This window comes from Phocicoccus schoeneichii (genome assembly GCF_014635565.1).
Lineage (GTDB): Bacteria > Bacillota > Bacilli > Staphylococcales > Salinicoccaceae > Phocicoccus > Phocicoccus schoeneichii.
The window spans coordinates 894506-914400 of sequence record NZ_BMDB01000001.1 but is presented as its reverse complement, the minus strand read 5'-3'; the positions used below and the strand labels follow the sequence as shown (position 1 = coordinate 914400).

Annotated in this window: 17 protein-coding genes; 14 read left to right on the top strand and 3 right to left on the bottom strand. The window is 36.7% G+C overall.

The window, feature by feature from the left end; genetic code table 11:
- Positions 1–6 precede the first annotated feature (6 nt).
- The 6 genes from moaA to rsgA all read left to right on the top strand — a co-directional run bounded on the left by moaA (position 7) and on the right by rsgA (position 8755).
- Entirely contained in the window at positions 7–1029 is a 1023-nt protein-coding gene (moaA, locus tag IEU51_RS04690; protein WP_186084992.1) for a GTP 3',8-cyclase MoaA, read from the top strand.
- 45 nt (positions 1030–1074) lie between these two features.
- Positions 1075–2607 (top strand): ATP-binding cassette domain-containing protein, encoded by a 1533-nt coding sequence (locus IEU51_RS04685; protein WP_186085008.1) that lies wholly within the window; start codon positions 1075–1077, stop codon positions 2605–2607.
- Positions 2607–4163 (top strand): ATP-binding cassette domain-containing protein, encoded by a 1557-nt coding sequence (locus tag IEU51_RS04680; protein WP_186085023.1) that lies wholly within the window; start codon positions 2607–2609, stop codon positions 4161–4163. Before IEU51_RS04685 ends, IEU51_RS04680 begins: the two co-directional genes overlap by 1 nt.
- Before the next feature lie 169 nt (positions 4164–4332).
- Positions 4333–5673, top strand: a complete 1341-nt coding sequence (locus IEU51_RS04675) for a hemolysin family protein (protein ID WP_186085026.1) — start codon at positions 4333–4335, stop codon at positions 5671–5673.
- Between the two features lie 456 nt (positions 5674–6129).
- The gene (locus tag IEU51_RS04670; RefSeq protein ID WP_186085029.1) at positions 6130–7728 is read left to right on the top strand and encodes an ABC transporter ATP-binding protein; all 1599 of its coding nucleotides are present in this window, start codon (positions 6130–6132) and stop codon (positions 7726–7728) included.
- Between the two features lie 43 nt (positions 7729–7771).
- On the top strand, positions 7772–8755 hold the full coding sequence (gene rsgA, locus IEU51_RS04665) for a ribosome small subunit-dependent GTPase A (protein WP_186085050.1): 984 nt from the start codon (positions 7772–7774) through the stop codon (positions 8753–8755).
- A gap of 136 nt (positions 8756–8891) precedes the next feature.
- Here the strand turns inward: rsgA and IEU51_RS04660 are convergent, their stop codons facing one another.
- Both IEU51_RS04660 and IEU51_RS04655 read right to left on the bottom strand, forming a co-directional pair.
- The gene (locus IEU51_RS04660; RefSeq protein WP_186085053.1) at positions 8892–9143 is read right to left on the bottom strand and encodes a GlsB/YeaQ/YmgE family stress response membrane protein; all 252 of its coding nucleotides are present in this window, start codon (positions 9141–9143) and stop codon (positions 8892–8894) included.
- Positions 9144–9229: 86 nt separating this feature from the next.
- Positions 9230–10387, bottom strand: coding sequence for an MFS transporter (locus IEU51_RS04655; protein ID WP_186085056.1), 1158 nt, complete (start codon positions 10385–10387; stop codon positions 9230–9232).
- A 151-nt stretch (positions 10388–10538) separates the two neighbouring features.
- On the opposite strand from IEU51_RS04655, the gene IEU51_RS04650 reads away from it, so the two are divergent.
- From IEU51_RS04650 to recQ, 6 genes are all read left to right on the top strand, one after another.
- Positions 10539–11135 carry an anthranilate synthase component II gene (locus tag IEU51_RS04650; protein WP_186085059.1) on the top strand — a complete coding sequence of 199 codons (597 nt, stop codon included), beginning with the start codon at positions 10539–10541 and terminating at the stop codon, positions 11133–11135.
- Positions 11119–12801, top strand: a complete 1683-nt coding sequence (pabB, locus tag IEU51_RS04645; RefSeq protein WP_186085062.1) for an aminodeoxychorismate synthase component I — start codon at positions 11119–11121, stop codon at positions 12799–12801. Before IEU51_RS04650 ends, pabB begins: the two co-directional genes overlap by 17 nt.
- Before the next feature lie 9 nt (positions 12802–12810).
- Complete coding sequence (locus tag IEU51_RS04640) at positions 12811–13020, top strand: hypothetical protein (protein ID WP_186085064.1); 210 nt, start codon at positions 12811–12813, stop codon at positions 13018–13020.
- A gap of 5 nt (positions 13021–13025) precedes the next feature.
- Complete coding sequence (locus IEU51_RS04635) at positions 13026–13277, top strand: hypothetical protein (RefSeq protein ID WP_186085067.1); 252 nt, start codon at positions 13026–13028, stop codon at positions 13275–13277.
- Positions 13274–14182 (top strand): 5-oxoprolinase subunit C family protein, encoded by a 909-nt coding sequence (locus tag IEU51_RS04630; RefSeq protein WP_186085070.1) that lies wholly within the window; start codon positions 13274–13276, stop codon positions 14180–14182. The genes IEU51_RS04635 and IEU51_RS04630 overlap by 4 nt, the downstream gene beginning before the upstream one ends.
- 141 nt (positions 14183–14323) lie before the next feature.
- The gene (recQ, locus tag IEU51_RS04625; RefSeq protein WP_186085073.1) at positions 14324–16120 is read left to right on the top strand and encodes a DNA helicase RecQ; all 1797 of its coding nucleotides are present in this window, start codon (positions 14324–14326) and stop codon (positions 16118–16120) included.
- A gap of 87 nt (positions 16121–16207) precedes the next feature.
- Here recQ and IEU51_RS04620 read toward each other — a convergent pair whose 3' ends face one another.
- Complete coding sequence (locus tag IEU51_RS04620; protein WP_186085075.1) at positions 16208–17089, bottom strand: DMT family transporter; 882 nt, start codon at positions 17087–17089, stop codon at positions 16208–16210.
- Between the two features lie 314 nt (positions 17090–17403).
- Between IEU51_RS04620 and nrdI the strand changes: the two genes are divergently transcribed.
- Together nrdI and nrdE are read left to right on the top strand one after the other, a co-directional pair.
- Positions 17404–17814 (top strand): class Ib ribonucleoside-diphosphate reductase assembly flavoprotein NrdI, encoded by a 411-nt coding sequence (gene nrdI, locus IEU51_RS04615; RefSeq protein ID WP_186085078.1) that lies wholly within the window; start codon positions 17404–17406, stop codon positions 17812–17814.
- Positions 17777–19882 (top strand): class 1b ribonucleoside-diphosphate reductase subunit alpha, encoded by a 2106-nt coding sequence (nrdE, locus tag IEU51_RS04610; RefSeq protein ID WP_186085081.1) that lies wholly within the window; start codon positions 17777–17779, stop codon positions 19880–19882. Before nrdI ends, nrdE begins: the two co-directional genes overlap by 38 nt.
- Positions 19883–19895 lie beyond the last annotated feature (13 nt).

The window sequence follows — 19895 nt, the reverse complement described above, 5'->3', positions numbered from 1 at the left end:
AAGAGAATGACTAAAATAGTTACAGATAAGTTCGGACGTCCAATTCGAGATCTTCGAATTTCAGTCACTGATAAATGTAACTTTAGATGTCGTTACTGCATGCCTAAAGAAATATTCGGTGATGATTTTCAGTTTATGAAACGCGAACAACTTCTTTCATTTGATGAAATCGAAAGAATTTCTAAGATATATGCATCACTTGGCGTTAAAAAGCTACGTATTACTGGCGGAGAGCCGTTACTTCGAAGAGATTTAGATCAACTCATTGCTCGACTGAATAAAATTGAAGGCATTGAAGATATCGGACTTACAACAAACGGATTACTCTTAAAGAAACACGGACAAAAACTTTATGATGCTGGACTTCGTCGCTTAAATATTTCATTAGACGCTATGGACGACGAACTATTTGGTTCAATCAATGACCGTGGAATCAAAACGAGTCAGATACTCGAACAAATCGATTATGCGATTTCACTTGGATTCCAAATTAAGGTGAACATGGTCGTCCAAAAAGGGCTCAATGAACATGAGATATTACCTATGGCACGTTATTTTAAAGAGAAACCAGTCACACTGCGTTTCATCGAATTTATGGATGTAGGTAATGACAACGGTTGGAACTTTGACAAAGTAGTGAGTAAGAAAGAAATACTCAAAACTTTAGAAACAGAATTTAAGTTATCACCACTAGACCCTGCATATTATGGTGAAGTGGCAAAAGTATATAAACATGACGACGCCGACTCATACCTCGGGTTTATCACAAGTGTATCGGAAAGCTTCTGTTCAACATGTACACGCGCACGACTATCATCAGACGGTAAATTTTACGGATGTCTCTTCGCAATGGATGGATTTGATATTAAGACATTAATGAGAGAAGGCATCTCTGACGAAGAATTAACTGACGTAGTCACTGGGGTTTGGAAAAAACGTGACGATAGATATTCAGATATCAGACATGAAATTTCGGAAGAACGTCGTAATGCACGCAAAAAAATCAACATGAGTTACATCGGGGGATAAGTTTTTAACGTGAGCATGCTCACGTTTTTTATTTTGGAGGCACAAATGAAATTAGAATTAACAAAAAAGCAAACACTCATTTACACGCTGATTTCTGTTCTTGCGACGGGGAGTTACCTCCTATTTGGACATTATATTTCTATATTTTTAGATGCATTAGTCATAAACTCTAAGCATTCAAACACGATCGTACACATGGCAATCGCGTTTATTCTTTTCATGATTTTTGATTTTATCTACAAAATTTATACGGGACGTGTATCGACAAATATCGTGTCAAATTACGGACAGATGATCATTGGTGATATTCATGTACGAAGTGCACAAGAAAGCGAGCGTACAATGAACCGTCTGTTTGTTCATCTCGATAAATACAGACCATACCTGACACAGTTCGTTCCGACGATTATTAATACAGTTGTGAAAGTTGTCATGATTATCGCTGTGTTAATCTACGTCGATTGGATTGCAGCACTCATTTTAATTTTCTCAGCACCGTTTATTCCTCTGTTCTATATTTTAGTTGGACTTAGAACACAAGATGAAGCCAAGGAAAAAGCAGATGAGTTCGACGATATGGGGACGCTGTTTCTGAACTTAATTCGTGGTAAGAAGACAATCCACTACACTGAAAGTGAAGTGGCAGTTGAAAAAGCGTTAGATAAAAGTAATCGACAGTTTTTAAAGACAACGATGGAAATATTAAAATATGCCTTTCAGTCGACGATGATGCTCGAGTTTATTACGATCTTAGGAATCGGACTTGTCGCATTAGAAGTAGGGCTACGCATCATCATCTTTAAAGACATTTCATTTTACACTGCGTTTTATGTGCTGTTTTTATCTCCATTATTTTACAGTGGTTTAAAGGTTATGGGAACAGAATTCCATAACGGAAAAACAGCATTAGCACATAAAGAAAAATTAGAAGAATACGTATCAGTGAGTCATGAGGAATATCGCGAAAAAGGTGATCGACTCGCACTCAACGACGTTACAATCACTGTACCAAGAGTAATTTTAGATGATGAGAACATAGAATTCAGAGAAAAAGGACTCGTCGCAATCACTGGGCAGTCCGGTGTCGGAAAGAGTACACTCTTACGATCTATCTTAGGTCTTCATCGACCTGAAAAAGGGACAATAACAGTACCAAGTTTTAACATGGATTACATTTCGGATACGTTGTATTTATCTGACACAACACTCTATGAATTTTTAGGTAGTGGTGACGAGAAGGTAATGAAGTCCGTGCTGCAAGAACTCGGACTGTATTTCAGTATCTACAACTTAGAAAACGGTATTCACACGTACATCAAAAATAATAACGTGCCACTATCTGGTGGAGAAATTGTAAGATTGAAACTCGCGAGAGTATTAATCAGAAGACCAGATGTTATTTTGATGGATGAGCCGACTGAATTCTTGGATTCAAGAACGGAAGCTCTCGTGTTAGAAAAATTAAATGAATTGAAACAGGACACGCTCATCGTTGCGGTCGTTCACAGACGTCAATTATTAAGCTATAGCGACGCGCATTATGAATACAAAGACAATGAAATTAGGAGGGTGAGATAATGACTTTCTTTAAAAATGAACGCTCACGCGTACTTCTGAGCATTGTTCTTGGGATTATTGGTGGACTTGTCGGAATTTCAATCTTCGGCTTAAGTGGATACATGATTAGTCTCAGTTACTTTGAGCCACCGTTATTTATCATTATCCTAATTATCGTTGTCATTAAATTATTTGGAATGGTAAAAGGTGTCTTCAGATACTTTGAACGACTATTTTCTCATGAAGCGACGTTTGAACTCATCAACCGTCTGCGTAGTAATTATTTTAAAGATAGTATTCATAGTGCTGAAACACCGAACCATGAGTGGTTCGTATCACGCTTGAACACGCACTTTGAACGAATTGAAGACTATTATATTCGCATTATTTATCCGTTTATGACGACAGCTTTTATTGCCGTTATTCTGACGTTACTTGCGTTTTTAGTAAATGTGACGTTAGTCGGTATCGTGCTTGTCTTTTCACTTGTAACGCTTATCGTTATTCCGTTACTGTTTCAAAATAAATTTAAAGTGTTAGATGTCGAAAACAATACAAAACTCGGTCAGGTATACATGGAAATGTATCATCTCATTCATGGATACACAGATCTCTATGTTTCAAACCGTATTGAAGATAAAAAACACGATACTTTAGAAATATTCAAAGAAGTTAACGATATCGAACGTAAACGGATGAAGACAGAAAACATCATGATATTTGTGGCTCAAGTGTTTCAGATTGTAGCGATTGTTCTAATTATTTTGTTACTTGAAACGACACATGCATTATATCTACCGATGCTTATCTTACTATTCTTAAACTTTGCGGAAATCATATTCCCAGTGCTTCGTCCAGCAGCAGAATATAAAAATGTGAAATCTTCACTCACTGAAATTGAGAAAAACCGAGTTCAAATAGAACAGATGACAGGACACATTGTTTTAGAGAATCATTCGTTTAGATATGAAGGGTCAAAGCGCGATGCATTATATGGTGTGAACTTTAAAGTTGCACCAGGTGAAAAACATGCAATTATTGGTCCAAGTGGTTCAGGCAAAACAACTCTGTTAAACCAGCTACTTCGTACGAAATCAGCATCCGTGATGCCACAGTTCTTAGATTTTTATAACGCAACTGTGTACGACAATGTTACGATGTTTGGTGCGAATGAAGTGAGTGAAGATCAAGTGAACAAACGCTTAGATGAGTACGAGCTAACGACAGTCCGTAGCGACACAAATATTTACTACACACATCACATGTCAACAGGTGAACAAAAACGCCTGCAACTCATCCGTATGTTATTAGAAGATAAAGACATCTGGATTCTAGACGAACCAACAGCAGGATTATCATCAGAACTCTCGAAAAAAGTATGGGGTACAATTTCGAGTCAAGATACGGTAATTGTTGCGACACACGACTTAAGTCACTTAGAAATCTTCGATTATATTCACTATATTGAAAATGGAAGAATACTTGAAACGTTGAGTCAAAAAGAGGCTATGAAACAAGGTACACACATTTATGAAGCAGTGCAAAATTTTAATGAATTAATTCAGACATTACAATAATGTTTTATAAATATTTGTGGTAAAATATTATTAATTATGAACGTGGGGTGACATACGTTGGGAAGGCGCATTTAAAACTTAAAAGAACGAATCAAAAAAGCATTAAAATAGACGCGTCTTTCGGACGCGTGTCAAAATTCTGGAGGTGAATCCCTTTTAAGGGAGAGTATTGGAAACGACCACGATATTAAATTTTGTATTATTTATAGCATTAATTGCACTGACGATGATTTTTGTAGGATCGGAGTTCGCATTTGTTAAAGCGAGAATGTCTAGAATTGAATCATTGATAGACGACGGAAATAAGAAAGCAGAACGTGTTAAAAACATGATGATAAACTTAGACTACTACTTATCAGCATGTCAATTAGGTATTACAGTGACAGCTCTTGGACTTGGTTGGATTGGGGAATCTACATTCGCTTCAGTCATTACACCAGTTCTAGATTTAATGAACATACCATCACACTTAACACTGCCGATTACGATCGCAGCATCATTCGTGATTGTAACGTTCTTACACGTAGTTGTAGGTGAACTTGCACCAAAGACAGTCGCAATTCAATATGCAGAAAAAATGGCACTGTTATTCTCAGGTCCATTATATTTCTTCGGACTGATTATGAAACCATTTATTTGGTTAATGAATGGAACAGCACGTGCGCTTGTCCGTTTGATTGGTATTAAAGAAATGGCTACAGAACAAGCCCACTCTGAAGAAGAATTAAAGATCATCATGACGCAAAGTTACCAAAGTGGTGAAATCAACCAAACAGAGTTAGCATACATGCAGAATATCTTCTCATTCGACGAGAGAATGGCGAAGGATATTATGGTACCGAGAACCCAAATGATTACACTACAACAGCCCGTTACAATAGATGATGTGCTTGAAGTAGTAAAAGAACACAGTTACACGAGATACCCGGTCACAGACTCAAGTGGAGACAAAGACCAGATTGTTGGGTTTATCAATGTGCGTGAATTCTTAACGAATCATATTTCTAAAGAAATTAGTGAAACGAATGAATTTATTCATGAGTTACCAGTAATTACTGAAGTATCGAGAATCAGCGATGCGCTTGTAAAAATGCAGCGCGAACGCGTTCATATCGCACTCATCATTGACGAGTACGGCGGTACCGCAGGTATGATTACGATGGAGGATATCTTAGAAGAAATCGTTGGGGAAATCCGTGACGAATTTGACGAAGATGAAGAACCGGATATAGTTAAGGTCGAAGACGACATCTATCATATCAGTGGCCGTGTGTTGCTCGATACGCTGGAAGAAGAATTTGGAATTGAATTTGAAGAAAGTGAAGACATCGACACGATTGGTGGATGGCTGCAAAGTATCGACCCGAACATCCAGGCAAATAGCTATGTAAACACGAAAAACGATAAGTGGATTGTCCTTGACGTCGAAAATCACACAATTAATAAGGTGTCGTACTTGAGAAACTATAATAGAATAGAAACAGACGACGTAGAAATAGAAGAAGATTAAGAAAAGGTCCCTCGGAGAATGCGAGGGACCTTTTTGATTAGAAAGAGCTTGAGTGACAAAGTTAGTTGAAATCACAAGAGTTTGTTACTCAAATATTAAAATAAGCGTTTACAATATGATTTTTATAGTTTAATATAATAATTAATTAGAGGAAAGAGGTGAGATCCATGGGTAAACTAACAATAGAAGAAAAAAGTTTGATGTGGAAGCTCATGCTTCTTTATCCTCAAAACGAAATATTATAAATAAGAATATACGTTAGGTCATTTAATTTTCTTGTGACTTTGTGCGTTATTTTAAGAGAACTATATTTTTTTATGTGAGAGGGTATCTTTATATCCTCTCTTTTTTTTTTTTGAGCTGCAATTTTTTAAGCTAATCCACAATCAACCAAATTTCTTCTATTGATGTTTACTTAATTATTTTAAAAAAACATTAATAGAGGAGTTGGAGTATTTGAGTTTTAATAAAACTTATATTTTCCATTACATCAAGCAGTTTAAAAAAGAAAATTTAATTATGTTTTTGATTCTTATGCTTGGGTCATTATCTTTAACAGCATGGGGATTCTCTACGTCATTTGTTTTGACAAGTCTAGCTAATAAACACATGGAATCATTCTATTTTTGGGTATCGATTATGATTATTTCATTAATAATTTGGTCAATTCAGATACATTTAGATTCTTGGTACTACACAAAAACTGTTCAAAAGATGAACATAGAAATTCGCAAAGATATCGCACATCATGTAGGACAAATGGAGTATCAAGATTTCCAGAAAAAAGATACCGGTGAATATACTTCATGGATGACCAATGATATTAATATGATTAACGATTATGGCTATGCTACTTTGCATATGATTATCACACAAATTTTAACGATTCTATTTGGGAGTATAGCTCTTTTCACGTTTCATTATTCTCTAAATATTTTAGTAATTATGCTCGCGATTATTATGATTGTAGTCCCTAAATTTTTTAGTAAGCAAATGGATAAAAACATCAATGATGTTTCGAATGAGAATGAGTCATTCACGAAACATTCTAATGATATTTTTGACAACTACACTCTTTATTACAGTACAAATAATGAGGAGACTATTACTAAAAAATTTGTGAATGCATCCCAATCATTAGCAGATAAAAAGCTTTCGCTAGCGAAACTTACTGGCGCTATGTATGGAACTACAAATTTTGTAAGCCTCTTTAGCCAAGTGATTATAATACTTGTTGCTTCGATTTTATTTTTAAAAGATTTATCGCCTATTGGAACAATCACAGCTGCACAGTATTTTTCTGCGACTATTTTCACAAGTTTGATTGGATTAAGTGCAAATTATGTTGAATTGAAAACTACACAACCAATATTTGAAAAGTTTTTTGAAAGTAAGAAAAGAAGTGTTTCTAAAGCTCATTTATCAGAGATTTTAGATGGTATTGAATTTTCAAATGTGAGTGTTAAATATGATCAATTAAAAATTTTAGATCAAGTAAATTTCAAGTTTGAATTAGGGAAAAAATATGCTTTAGTTGGTCCATCAGGTTCAGGTAAATCTACAATATTAAAATTACTAATGGGTCTAATTATTGATTATGAAGGAACTATTACTGTTGATGGAAAGGATATAAGGAACTTTTCCAAAGAATCTTGGGTTAATCATTTTGCGTATCTAGAACAAACTGCAACAATAATTAACGGTACTTTATCAGAAAATATTAATATATCAATAACTAATAAACCAAAAGAAATAACAGAACTATTAAATTTCGTTGGTCTTAGCTATTGGTTAAATGGAAAAAATATTGATGAGTATATTGTTACTCATAAAAAATTGTCTGGCGGTCAAAAACAAAAACTTTCGTATGCTCGTGCATTAATGAAAGATGCAAAAATTATTTTGTTTGATGAAGGAACCTCAGCTTTAGATAGAGAAAGCGCTTTAGTAATAGAGGATCATTTATTAAGTAGTAACAAGACAGTAATAATTATTACACACCAATTAACAGATCGATTAAGACAAAAAATAGATAAAGTTTACTATCTAAGATGATAGTGTTTTTATCTTATTAAAATTTTAGGAAAATGGTGAGTGCATGGATTATGGCATCAAAAAATATGTAGAAGAGTTTAATTTTGATAATAATGATGTTGCGAGAGTTGTTACAAAGTATGGATATTTTTATAATTTATTTTTCAAAAATAGGACTTACAGTAAAGTCACAGCAGTCAATCAAGTGTCGAGCAACCAAATATTTGTAGGTGATTTTGTACGAGTAGTCGAGATGGATGGGGCAATTTTTATCACTGAAGTTTTAGAAAGAAAATCAATTGTTTCTAAGGAATCGAGTACAGCAATGAAGTCATATCATGAAAGAAAAGATGAACAGATACTTGCGACAAATGTGGACCGTATTTTTATCTTAATAGCTGCAGATCAAAAGTTTACAATTGGTAAGTTCGAGCGGTATATTTTAACGTTCAAAAATGACACGAATGATTTAAATATCATTATTACGAAGTCGGATTTTGAAGACAAAGCCAAACACATTCGTGCTGAGATTCTTAAAATCTATCCAGACACTAATACTTTGCTAATGTCTCAAAATGATAAAAACAGTTTAGAAAAATTTAAGGCGCTGGTAGATAAAGGTACGGTATCTATATTACTTGGAGCTTCGGGAGTTGGGAAATCCACTTTATTTAACAAACTTTTTTGTGACGAGGAGCAAAGTACCCAAGAAGTTAGAGTTGATGGCAAAGGTAAACATACAACGACAAGCACAAAAATGATTTTTAATAAGGAATTAAATGCGTATATCATTGATACTCCAGGATTTAAGACAATCAGTGCTGTTCAAAAGATAGATGAATCTTTCTTGTTTTCAAATATTCAAGACTTAGCGGTGAAGTGTAAATTTAGAGATTGTGCACATGATCATGAACCAGATTGTGCAGTCAAAAAAGCCATTGATGATGGTGAAATAAGTGAAGCTTATTATGAAAGATATTTAGAGAATAAAAGAATAATTGAAGGACAAGAACGTCATCAACGACTTAAAGAAAGAATGAAGAAATGAAGATTCAAGAATGCTTGTGTGACTGAGAATTGCATTTTGAGTCACGCAAGCACCAAAGAATCTCCAAATTATATAAAAAAAGCGATACTCCAACGAGTATCGCTTTTTCTTTACTATTTAATTAATTTAAAGACGTTTAGTTTTTACGCATGCGTCCAAAGATGAATGACACGATTAATATTAAGATAATTGCACCTAAAATAGTACCAATAATACTCATGCCACCAACTGTCGGTCCAAAGTTCAAGCCTAAAGCGTTACCGATAGCTGAACCAACGATACCAGCGATGATGTTACCAATCACGCCACCTGGAATATCTCTACTTACGATTAAGCCAGCGATCCAACCAAGGATACCACCGACAATAATTGTCCATAACCAACCCATTTGTATTTCCCCCTTAAATCATTGTATGTTTAGTAATTCCCAACTTTATTTATATCTAAACATTTTTTCTAAACATTTTTGCAAAATTATTTTTTGATATACTTCATAATTAGGAATGCAGTAAGGGAGAGTACTGCTGATACAGCACTAATCACGTAAATTGAACTATATCCAAGATAGTTCGAAATAAAGCCGAATGACATTGCTCCGAGTCCGACACCAACGTCAAATGCTGAGAAGAATGTTGCGTTTGCCATCCCACGTCGGTTTAATGCTGCGCGTTGCACTGCATAGGCTTGTAGCGCCGGTTGCACGAGTCCAAAGCCAAATCCATAAAACACAGCTGCGATATACAATGTTATCGTCGTCGTCATCATCGACAACATCACCATTGCGATGACAATCAGAACAATTCCTGGGATAAACACAACAACCATCCCACGTCGGTCATACAGCTGACCAGCGAATAGTCGTGTAGATAAAAGACTCAGCGCGTAAATTACAAAATAAATTTGGACACTACTTGAATCAAATCCAAGTTCAAACGTATATGGGGGTAAGAAAGTCGCAATGCCTCCGAAAGTAAAAGTGACAAAAAACAATAAAATAGCTGCTGGTATCGCAGTCTTTTCAAATACGTCAAACGTCAGTGTTTTTGTATGTTTCTCACGCTCTGGCTTTACGTATTTAATCGTAGAAGCAAGAATCAGTCCAATTAAAGTAATCGTTCCACAAATAAGAAATAGAGATTTAAAACTAATATGATCGACTAAAAATAAACCAAATGCTGGACCAATTGCGAGTGCTAAGTTACCACTTACTCCGAAGTAGCCAAGTCCTTCACCGCGTCTCTCAACCGGAACTAAATCCGTTGCGATGGTCCCTGTTGCTGTTGTTGTTAATCCCCAACCGACTCCTTGTACAATACGCACGATAAGTAGGAGTGCGAGCGTCACACTAAATGCGAGTGAATAGAGAGATGTGACGAGGATAATCAATCCTGTAATAAACACAGGACCACGTCCGATAGAATCGAGTAACTGACCACCGATTGGTCTTAAAAGTAATGCACTAAACGTAAAAATTCCCACGATGAGTCCGACATAACGATTGTCTAACCCAATTTCTTGAATAAATAATGGGAGTGTAGGCAATGTCATTTGGAATGCACCGAATAGGAAAAAGTTTACAAATAATATTGTAATAAAGTCTTTCGTCCAAATCGGTGGCTTATGAGTATCCATAAATACGCTCCTTTCAAATATTCAACAGTTTAATGAATACTATTTTACATGTTTAGAAATTAAAATACACTTATTGAAATCGTTAATTTTATTTTATAAAACAGACTGAATCATATATGATTAAAGTATATAAAAATATAGAGGTATCGACATGAACGTATTAATGATAGATAACTACGATAGCTTTACGTATAACTTGGTTCACTACTTAGAATCGAATCCATATAATGTAGGCATCGTTGTCGTGCAACCGCACGAATTAAATATAGATTTAATTGATGAACACAATCTTATCGGAGTCATTATTTCACCAGGACCATCGCATCCAAAAGATCGTCCTGAAGTAATTGAATTCGTAAAACAAATATATGAAAAACTCCCGATATTCGGAATATGTTTTGGACACCAACTGTTATGGCATATGACTGGAGGCGTCGTTGAAAGAGGAGAGCGTCCAATTCATGGTGCGACATATGACGTGATGCATGATGGGAAGTTTATCTATAAAAATATTCCAAATCCTGTCGTATCAACGCGCTATCACAGTCTCGTATGTACAGGAGAAAATAAAGAATTTGAAGTTGTTGGAAAGACAGACGACGGTGTGTGTATGGCGATTCGTCATAAGAACCTACCGTTATTTGGTGTGCAGTATCACCCTGAATCGATTCTTTCTGAGTATGGCCACGAGCAACTCTACAACTTTATTGAGATTGCATTGGAGGAAAAAAATGAGAGTCCACGCTAAATTTACGCGCAACAACAATCAAGAAGAATTATACTTTGTAGATCCAATTAAAGTGTTGGACGAATCTATTTCTTTAAATGATGCTTTAATTGAAGCGGAAGCAGCACAAAAGTCTGGTCAATATGCAGTTGTAATGGTCGATTATGAGTCATACGACAAGTCACGAGAGTCATTCAAAATTGGAATTTTTGATGCACCGGTATCACGTGAAAGATTCATGAAAGATAAAAAAATCGGTAGTTTCAATCTCGGACCAATGAAGTTCACTGAGTCACGCGAAAAATCGATAGAAAACATCGAAAAAGTGAGAGATTATATTCGCGACGGTCATACATACCAAGCGAATTATACAACACGTATGCATGGTGACTTTACGGGTGACGCGCACTCATTATTTGAAGCGCTCGTCTCAAACAACAATGGTGGGTACACGATTTTCATCGAATACGAAGAAAAAGCGGTCGTATCATGTTCACCAGAGTTATTTTTTGAAATCAATCAAGAAAGAACCGTAGAGACGCGCCCTATGAAAGGGACAGCACCCCGCTATGACGACGCGGATAAAGACAAGGAAAGCTATGCGTTCTTAAGAAACTCTAAGAAAGACCAGGCAGAGAATGTGATGATCGTCGACCTATTACGTAATGACATCTCACGCATCTCTAAACCAAACACAGTAAAAACACCAAAGCTATTTACAATCGAAAAATATAAAACAGTATTCCAAATGACGTCGACAGTAGTTGGGGAACTTAAAGACGAACTCGGACTAAACGAAATCTTTAACGCACTTTTCCCATGTGGGTCAATCACAGGTGCACCTAAGATAAAAACAATGGAAATCATCGAAGAATTAGAAACAACAGAACGCGGCATTTATTGTGGCGCTATTGGTATTCTATACAATGACAATACATCTGTATTTAACGTACCCATTCGTACTTTATCTATTAAAGACGGGCAGTACACGTATGCTGCAGGCGGGGGAATTACGTATAATTCGAATTCAGAAAGTGAATACGAAGAACTCTTACAAAAGACGAAGTTTTTAGAGCAAGCAGATGTGACATTAATTGAGACAATGCGCATCGATCACGGGTATGTGCCGAGACTCGATCTTCATAGCGCACGACTCAGTAAGTCAGCACGACACTTCAATTATGGACGTGTGAATTTAACACATGAAGTCAATGACTATGTAAATAATGAAATGCTTCTCAGTGGTGTGTATAGATTACGTGCGACGTTCGACAGAAATGGGCTAAAACTTGTACATGACACGGTGCCACCACTAAAGTCAACAAATGCAAAAGTACTTGGCCCAATCGAAGGTGCAGACGACTTTTTACGTCATAAAACGTCAATCAGATATCAATATTTTGGGCTGGCAGATGATACACCACTCATTTTATATTATAATAACAATCATATGATTACAGAGTTCAACATTGGAAACGTTGTTGTTTATCAGAATGGGACGTATTACACTCCAAAATCTGTAGAGATTTTAAACGGTGTGATGCGAGAATCACTATTACAAGACGGTCGTTTAAAATTTAAAGATTACTCTGTGGATGAATTAAAATCGTTATATCAGGAAGATGAAATCGAAGTCTTTCTCATCAATAGCTTGAGAGAAAAGATTCCTGTCTCACTCTTCTTCTAGAGGTGAAGTATGTTTACGATACTATTAATCATAATGTTAGTTGTGCTCGCTATGTTCGTCCATTACGTGAGCGCATATCTATATGAAAACAACATCAAAATCGTCTCAGTGCTCGTTGTATTTGCTGGAGTACTCATCGGTGTTTTCATTGTGGCTCTCATCGTCAGCAATATGGTGGACTATATGGCCGACCAATTAAACTTTTTCTATAAGGAGTAACAAACATGTTTTTTGAAAATGGGGAAGCGGCAATTACCTTCCAAGTAAAGCGCGTATTTACTGATAAAGAAAGACAAACGTTTTTAGAGCGTTTTGCTCCACATAAATCAGACGAATTGGAATCACTTGTTGTGACAGAATCAACGGTGAATTTACTATACAACCCAACGAAGATCATGGAACGCCATGATACGATTGAACCAGCAGGAATTCCGTTTGAAGTACTAAAGGAAGTAGTAGGTGACGTAACAGAATGAGTATTATTATCCAAGACAAAGGATTACTGACAACGATTCAGTCGTCTAATGGGGCAGTGGACAGTTTATCACCACAACTTGCGAACAAACTCGTTGGGAACAGTGTCGATGCGGATACTGTTGAGATGGTGGTCAGACCTGCTGTCATTCAATTCACAGAACCGACAGTCATTGCGTTTAGTGGCGCATTCTTTAAAGCATTAGTCGGTGACAAGACAATCTATCCAAACAGAATTTACATCTTTGACAAAGGGGACGTGCTACAGTTTACGGACATCAACCGTGGCTCACGCATTTACCTTGCGGTCGCTGGTGGGATTCGTTATGAGAAATCAAATATTTTGGAATCAGGTGATGAGATCATCATGTGCCGTAATTACACGGAACTTCATGATGAGATCTTCAACATGATGAGAAATAACGAAACAGTCTCTTGGGGAATCGATACGTATGCGTTAGCGGAAATTTATCTTTCAGATGATTTCCATATTGTTCGTCGTGACGATACACCAGATGAGATTTATGAAAAACTCATAGAGCGAGAGTACACAATTGTTGGAGAGCGCAATCGTTTTGCAATCTATCTGAAAGGTGAAGAAATAGAATTTGACCCGGATAGAATCGATAACTACGGAATCTTAGGTGGTGTGTTCATTCAAGATAACCAGCCAGTGATGGCATTCAACGATTTTGTTACGTCAACATCACTTCCACACGTTGGTACGATTCCAAGCTATCACATGCATAAGCTTGCACAGAAGACGAATGGCTCACTGCTTAAATTTAAAGTGATCGATGCAGAAGACGCGCACGTTGAACTGTATAAGTTTGAAATGTGGAAGAAAACAATCTTCAAAGCAATCGATTATAAAATAAAAAAAGAACTTGTAAAAGAAAAAATGTAGAGAAAACCGAGTGCCTATAAGGGTGCTCGGCTTTTTTATGACATTTGCTAGAAGTGTGTCATCTTTTAAAAAAGTGAAAAGTGATGTATAATATATAAGATTTATTTATGATATACCACTTTTTTACTGGGAATGATTGTTATGGAACGTGTTTTAAAGGAATGGTTTGGTCTAGATACGTTTAGGCCAAAGCAAAAAGAAATTATCACTTCTATCTTAGAAGGACAAAATACATTAGGCATTCTACCAACAGGATCTGGGAAATCACTTTGTTATCAGATACCTGCACTCGTTTTAGAAGGTACGACAATCGTTATTTCACCGCTCATCTCACTGATGCAAGACCAAGTTGAGGCACTTTTAGAAAATAACATTGAAGCTGCCTTCATCAACTCAAATATGACAGTCAAAAATCAAGAAATTGTTGAAAGACGCTTACGTAACGGGGAGTTAAAAATTCTTTACGTTGCGCCAGAGCGTTTTAACAATCTCACATTTTTAAATATATTAGATCAAATAGAAGTGCCGCTTGTTGCTTTTGACGAAGCGCACTGTATTTCAAAGTGGGGGCATGACTTCAGACCAAGCTATCAAGCCGTCATCCCAATCATTGAAAAAAAGTTACCGAATGCAGACTACATCGCGCTCACCGCGACTGCAACTGAAGATGTTGAAGCAAATATTGTAGAACTATTATCGATCGATAAAGACAATATCTTCAAAACGTCAGTGAAACGCGATAACTTAAAACTTTCTGTAGATCCAACGTTTCAACGTGAGCAGTTCATCTTAAAATATATTGCTGAAAAGAAAGATGCACCTGGAATTATTTACGTATCGACGCGTAAAGATGCGGAAAAACTTGGTGGGTTCTTAATCGACAATGATATCGATAACGTGATTTACCACGCAGGATTAAAAAAGAGCGAACGTAAATCGAACCAAAATGCATTCGTTTCAGGACAAAAAAATATCATCGTTGCAACAAACGCATTTGGAATGGGAATCGATAAGCGCGACATTCGTTTTATCATCCATTACAACTTACCTGGAGACATCGAAAGCTACTACCAAGAGATTGGTCGTGCTGGACGTGACGGAAAGTTAAGTGAATGTATTTTACTTTCGAACTCTCGTGACGTGATGCTCCAACAGTTCTTCATCGATCGTTCGAATGCGACTGATGAACAAAAAGAAAACATGCGCACAAAGTTAGAGCGCATAATTCAGTACAATAAGACAACAAAATGTTTGTCTAGTTTTATCATCAAATATTTTAACCCAGACGAATACGTTGAGAATTGCGGTATGTGCTCGAACTGTATGCGTGAGGATAAAACGATTGATATCACGGAAGAATCAAAACACATCATCGGTCTTTTAAATACAATCAGTTTACCTGTTGAGAAGACGATTCAAGTGTTGCGTGGAGAACAAGCAGAAAACATTATCCACACAGAACTTCCAGAGCATCCGTATTTTGGAAAGTTATCTAAGTATCAACCAAGCGACGTGCACCACATCATCGACGAGCTCGTGATGAGTGGATACTTGCACCTTTCAAATGACATGCTTTCTGTGCCTGAACAAGGAAACGAAATTTTAGATGGGCATACAGAGATTCATTCTGTTCCGTTTAGAAGACAGTTTAAAGAACTTGTAAACGTGTCTACAGATACTTCATTTAATGAGACGCTCTATCAAGCCTTAGTTGAAAAGAGACGCGAATTAGCCGAGGAGAAGGGCGTTGACGAAGAAAGTATCTTTACAGATGTCTCATTGAGAGAGTTTGCGAAGAAGATGCCAACGACTAAAAAAGATATGATGCATATCACGGGTATGGGAAATTACAAGTTAAAACACTACAGCCCACACTTTATGGAAATTATTGAATCGTATCAATCAACAAGAAAAGAAGAGAACGTATCGTTCTATTAATAAAAAAGCTCCGGTCATTTACCGGAGCTTTTCTAGTTTAGTTGCCGCTTAATAACACTTCAAAACCTTTGTTTCCATTTAAAACAGTTAGGTATCTGTTTGATTCTTCTGAACACGTTGTTTCGGAGGTAAATTCTTCATGTACATATAGAAACTTGCCGCGAATATAATGATGTAGCCAAATACAGAATAAATATCTGGATACTCTTTAAAGAACATAATACTTAAGAGAGCCGTAAATATAATCGTTGTATAGAAGAAAATAGAAATCTCTTTGGCTGGTGCGTAACTATAAGCGATTGTGAGCCCAAATTGGCCGACTGCTGCAAATATACCGGATAAAATTAAAACAACGAACTGTGACGATGTCATGGGCTCGTACTGGTAAATAAAGAATGGTAGTAGGGCAACAGTTGAAAATGCGCTGAAGTAAAACACAACAGTATAAAACTTTTCTCTAGGTCCAAGAACACGTAGAACTGTGTATGCACCTGCTGCTGCAATAGCACCGATGACTCCGAGTAAAGCAACGAGTGCTGTACTTTCAAACGATGGCTTGATGATGAAAAGTGCACCAATGAGTGCGATGATAATCGAGACAAGCTGGAAACGTCTGATGTATTCTTTTAAGAATATTGCCGAAAGAATAATCGTAAAGAATGGACTGAGTTTATTTAAGATGTCCGCATCACTCAAGACGAGTTTATCGAGTGTATAGAAGTTGAGTACAATTCCGATGAGTCCGAGTGTAGAACGTAAAATGAGCCAGCCTTGGTTTTCTTTCTTGCCGAATAGACTCTCTTTGTAATAGAGAACGAAAGCAAGTGCCACGAGCATAGATATAAAGTTTCTAAAAAATGCTTTTTGAACCGTTGGTAAGTCACCAGAATATTTTACACAGAATGACATTAAGCTAAATCCAAGAGATGAAATAATGAGTGCGATGATTCCTTTTGTGATGTTATTCATAAATCCCCCAAATATGTGTGTTTAGAAAAATAATTTTGTTTCCAGTCTATCACAATGACATAAACGTTTCAGCGCCTATTACGTGAAATATATTCATAGATTGTCGTAAAAGTACCTTGCTTTAGCTGCTGAAATATGAGAATATTAATACTGTTAATTCGCACATATTGTGGTCAAAAAATTTTACAACCACAATATATTGTGGTTTGATTGATATTACATAACAAGATAGTAATGTTGGCAAACCAACAAAAGCGAACACGTGTTCTGTTTTGTGTTATACTACTTATTATAATAAAGAGGGAGAGATGATCATGACAATTGCCTACTATTCAATGACCGGTAATATTCGTCGCTTTTTAAATGGAGTGGATGTTGATCTCCCTCTTTTTGAAGTGACAGAACAAACGAAGACTTCTAGAATCGATGGACCGTTTGTGTTTATCACACCGACATATGGATTTGGAGAGGTACCAGATATCGTGTCTACGTTTATTGAAACGAACAAAGACAATATCGTGGGTGTTGCTGCAACAGGAAATCGCAACTGGGGACAAAACTTCGCAAAAGCCGGAGAACATATAAGCGAACGATTCGGAATACCCCTCATGCTCAAGTTTGAGCTGCATGGTAACGAAAAGGAACGCGCACTATTTAAAGAGACGATAGAAAGGGTAGGAAGCATCTATGAAAATTTTGGACGAGAAAAAATACAATCACATTGAACTGAATAACGAAATTACACAACGTGATACAACAGGCTTTTATAAGCTTCATAAAGACCAAGAAGCAATTGAAGTATTTATGGAGGAAGTTGACAAGAAGACGATTCACTTCGATTCAGAACTTGAAAGACTTCACTATTTAGTAGACCAAAACTTCTACTATGACCTATTCGAAGAGTATAGTGAAGAAGCAGTTGAAGACATCATCACTTACGCAAGCAATATTCCGTTTGAATTTAAGAGCTATATGGCTGCGAGTAAGTTCTTCTTAGACTACTCACTAAAAACAGATGACAAAAAACAATATTTAGAAGATTACAGACAACACGTGATTATTGTGAGCCTTTATTTAGCTAAAGGTGATGTAGATCGTGCAAAACGTTTCATTCTTTCTATGATGGAACAAAGATACCAACCAGCAACTCCAACGTTCTTAAACGCTGGACGCGCACGTCGTGGTGAAATGGTGTCGTGTTTCTTACTTGAAGTAGATGACAGCTTAAACTCAATCAACTATGTTGATTCAACAGCAAAACAATTATCTAAAATCGGTGGCGGTGTCGCAATCAACTTATCTAAACTCCGCGCACGTGGTGAAGCGATTAAAGGGATCGAAGGTGTTGCTAAAGGTGTAATTCCAGTAGCAAAAGCACTAGAAAATGGCTTTAGCTATGCAGACCAACTTGGACAACGTCCTGGTGCAGGAGCGGTTTACCTTAACATCTTCCACTATGATGTACCTGAATTCTTAGATACTAAAAAAGTAAACGCCGATGAGGACCTGCGTTTATCTACAATCTCAACTGGTCTCGTTGTACCAACGAAATTCTTTGAACTTGCTCAAGATAACAAAAAGTTCTTCCTATTCGCACCCCATACTGTTGAGCGTGAATACGGTATTGCTTTAGATGACATGGACATGAGTGAAATGTACGACGAACTCGTACAAAACGATAAAATCAAAAAACGCGAATTAGACGCACGTGATATGTTAAATACAATCGCACAAACACAATTACAATCAGGTTATCCGTACTTAATGTTTAAAGACAACGCAAACAAAGTACACCCACTTGGTGGTATTGGTGACATCAAGATTTCAAACCTTTGTACTGAAATCTTCCAATTACAAGAAACTTCAATCATCAATGACTACGGTACTGATGATGAAATCAAGAGAGACATCTCATGTAACCTCGGATCATTAAACATTGCGAACGTAATGGATTCTGGAAAGATTCGTGAATCAGTATTAGAAGGTATGGAAGCTTTAACAGTTGTATCTGACGATACTTCAATTGCGAACGCACCAGGAGTTAAAAAAGCAAACGAAGAGTTACACTCAGTAGGTCTTGGCGCAATGAACTTAAACGGTTACCTTGCTAAAAACGGTATTCCTTACGAGTCAGAAGACGCGAAAGACTTCTCAAACGTATTCTTCATGTTAATGAACTACTACTCACTACAAGCATCAATGCAAATTGCAATCGAGCGTGGTGAGACATTCAAAGACTTTGACAAATCTGATTATGCGACAGGTAAATACTTCACAAAATATGTTGAAAATGATTACCTTCCGAAATCAGACAAAGTTGCTGGATTATTCAAAGACATCTTTGTACCAACAAAAGAAGACTGGGCGGAATTACGCGATGAAGTGATGGAGAATGGATTATTCCACGCTTACCGCTTAGCTATTGCACCAACACAAAGTATTTCTTACGTACAAAACGCAACAAGTTCTGTTATGCCAATTGTTGACCTCATTGAGAGAAGAACATACGGTAACTCAGAAACATTCTACCCAATGCCATTCTTATCACAACAAACAATGTGGTTCTATAAGAGTGCATTCAACGTAGACCAAATGAAATTAATTGACCTAATCGCGACAATTCAAGAGCACGTAGACCAAGGAATCAGTACGATCCTTTACGTAAACTCAGAAATCTCAACTAGAGAACTTGCGAGATTATATATCTATGCACACCACAAAGGTCTTAAATCACTGTATTACACAAGAAATAAACTGCTCAGCGTAGAAGAGTGTACAAGCTGTTCAGTATAACTTTGAAGGGGAA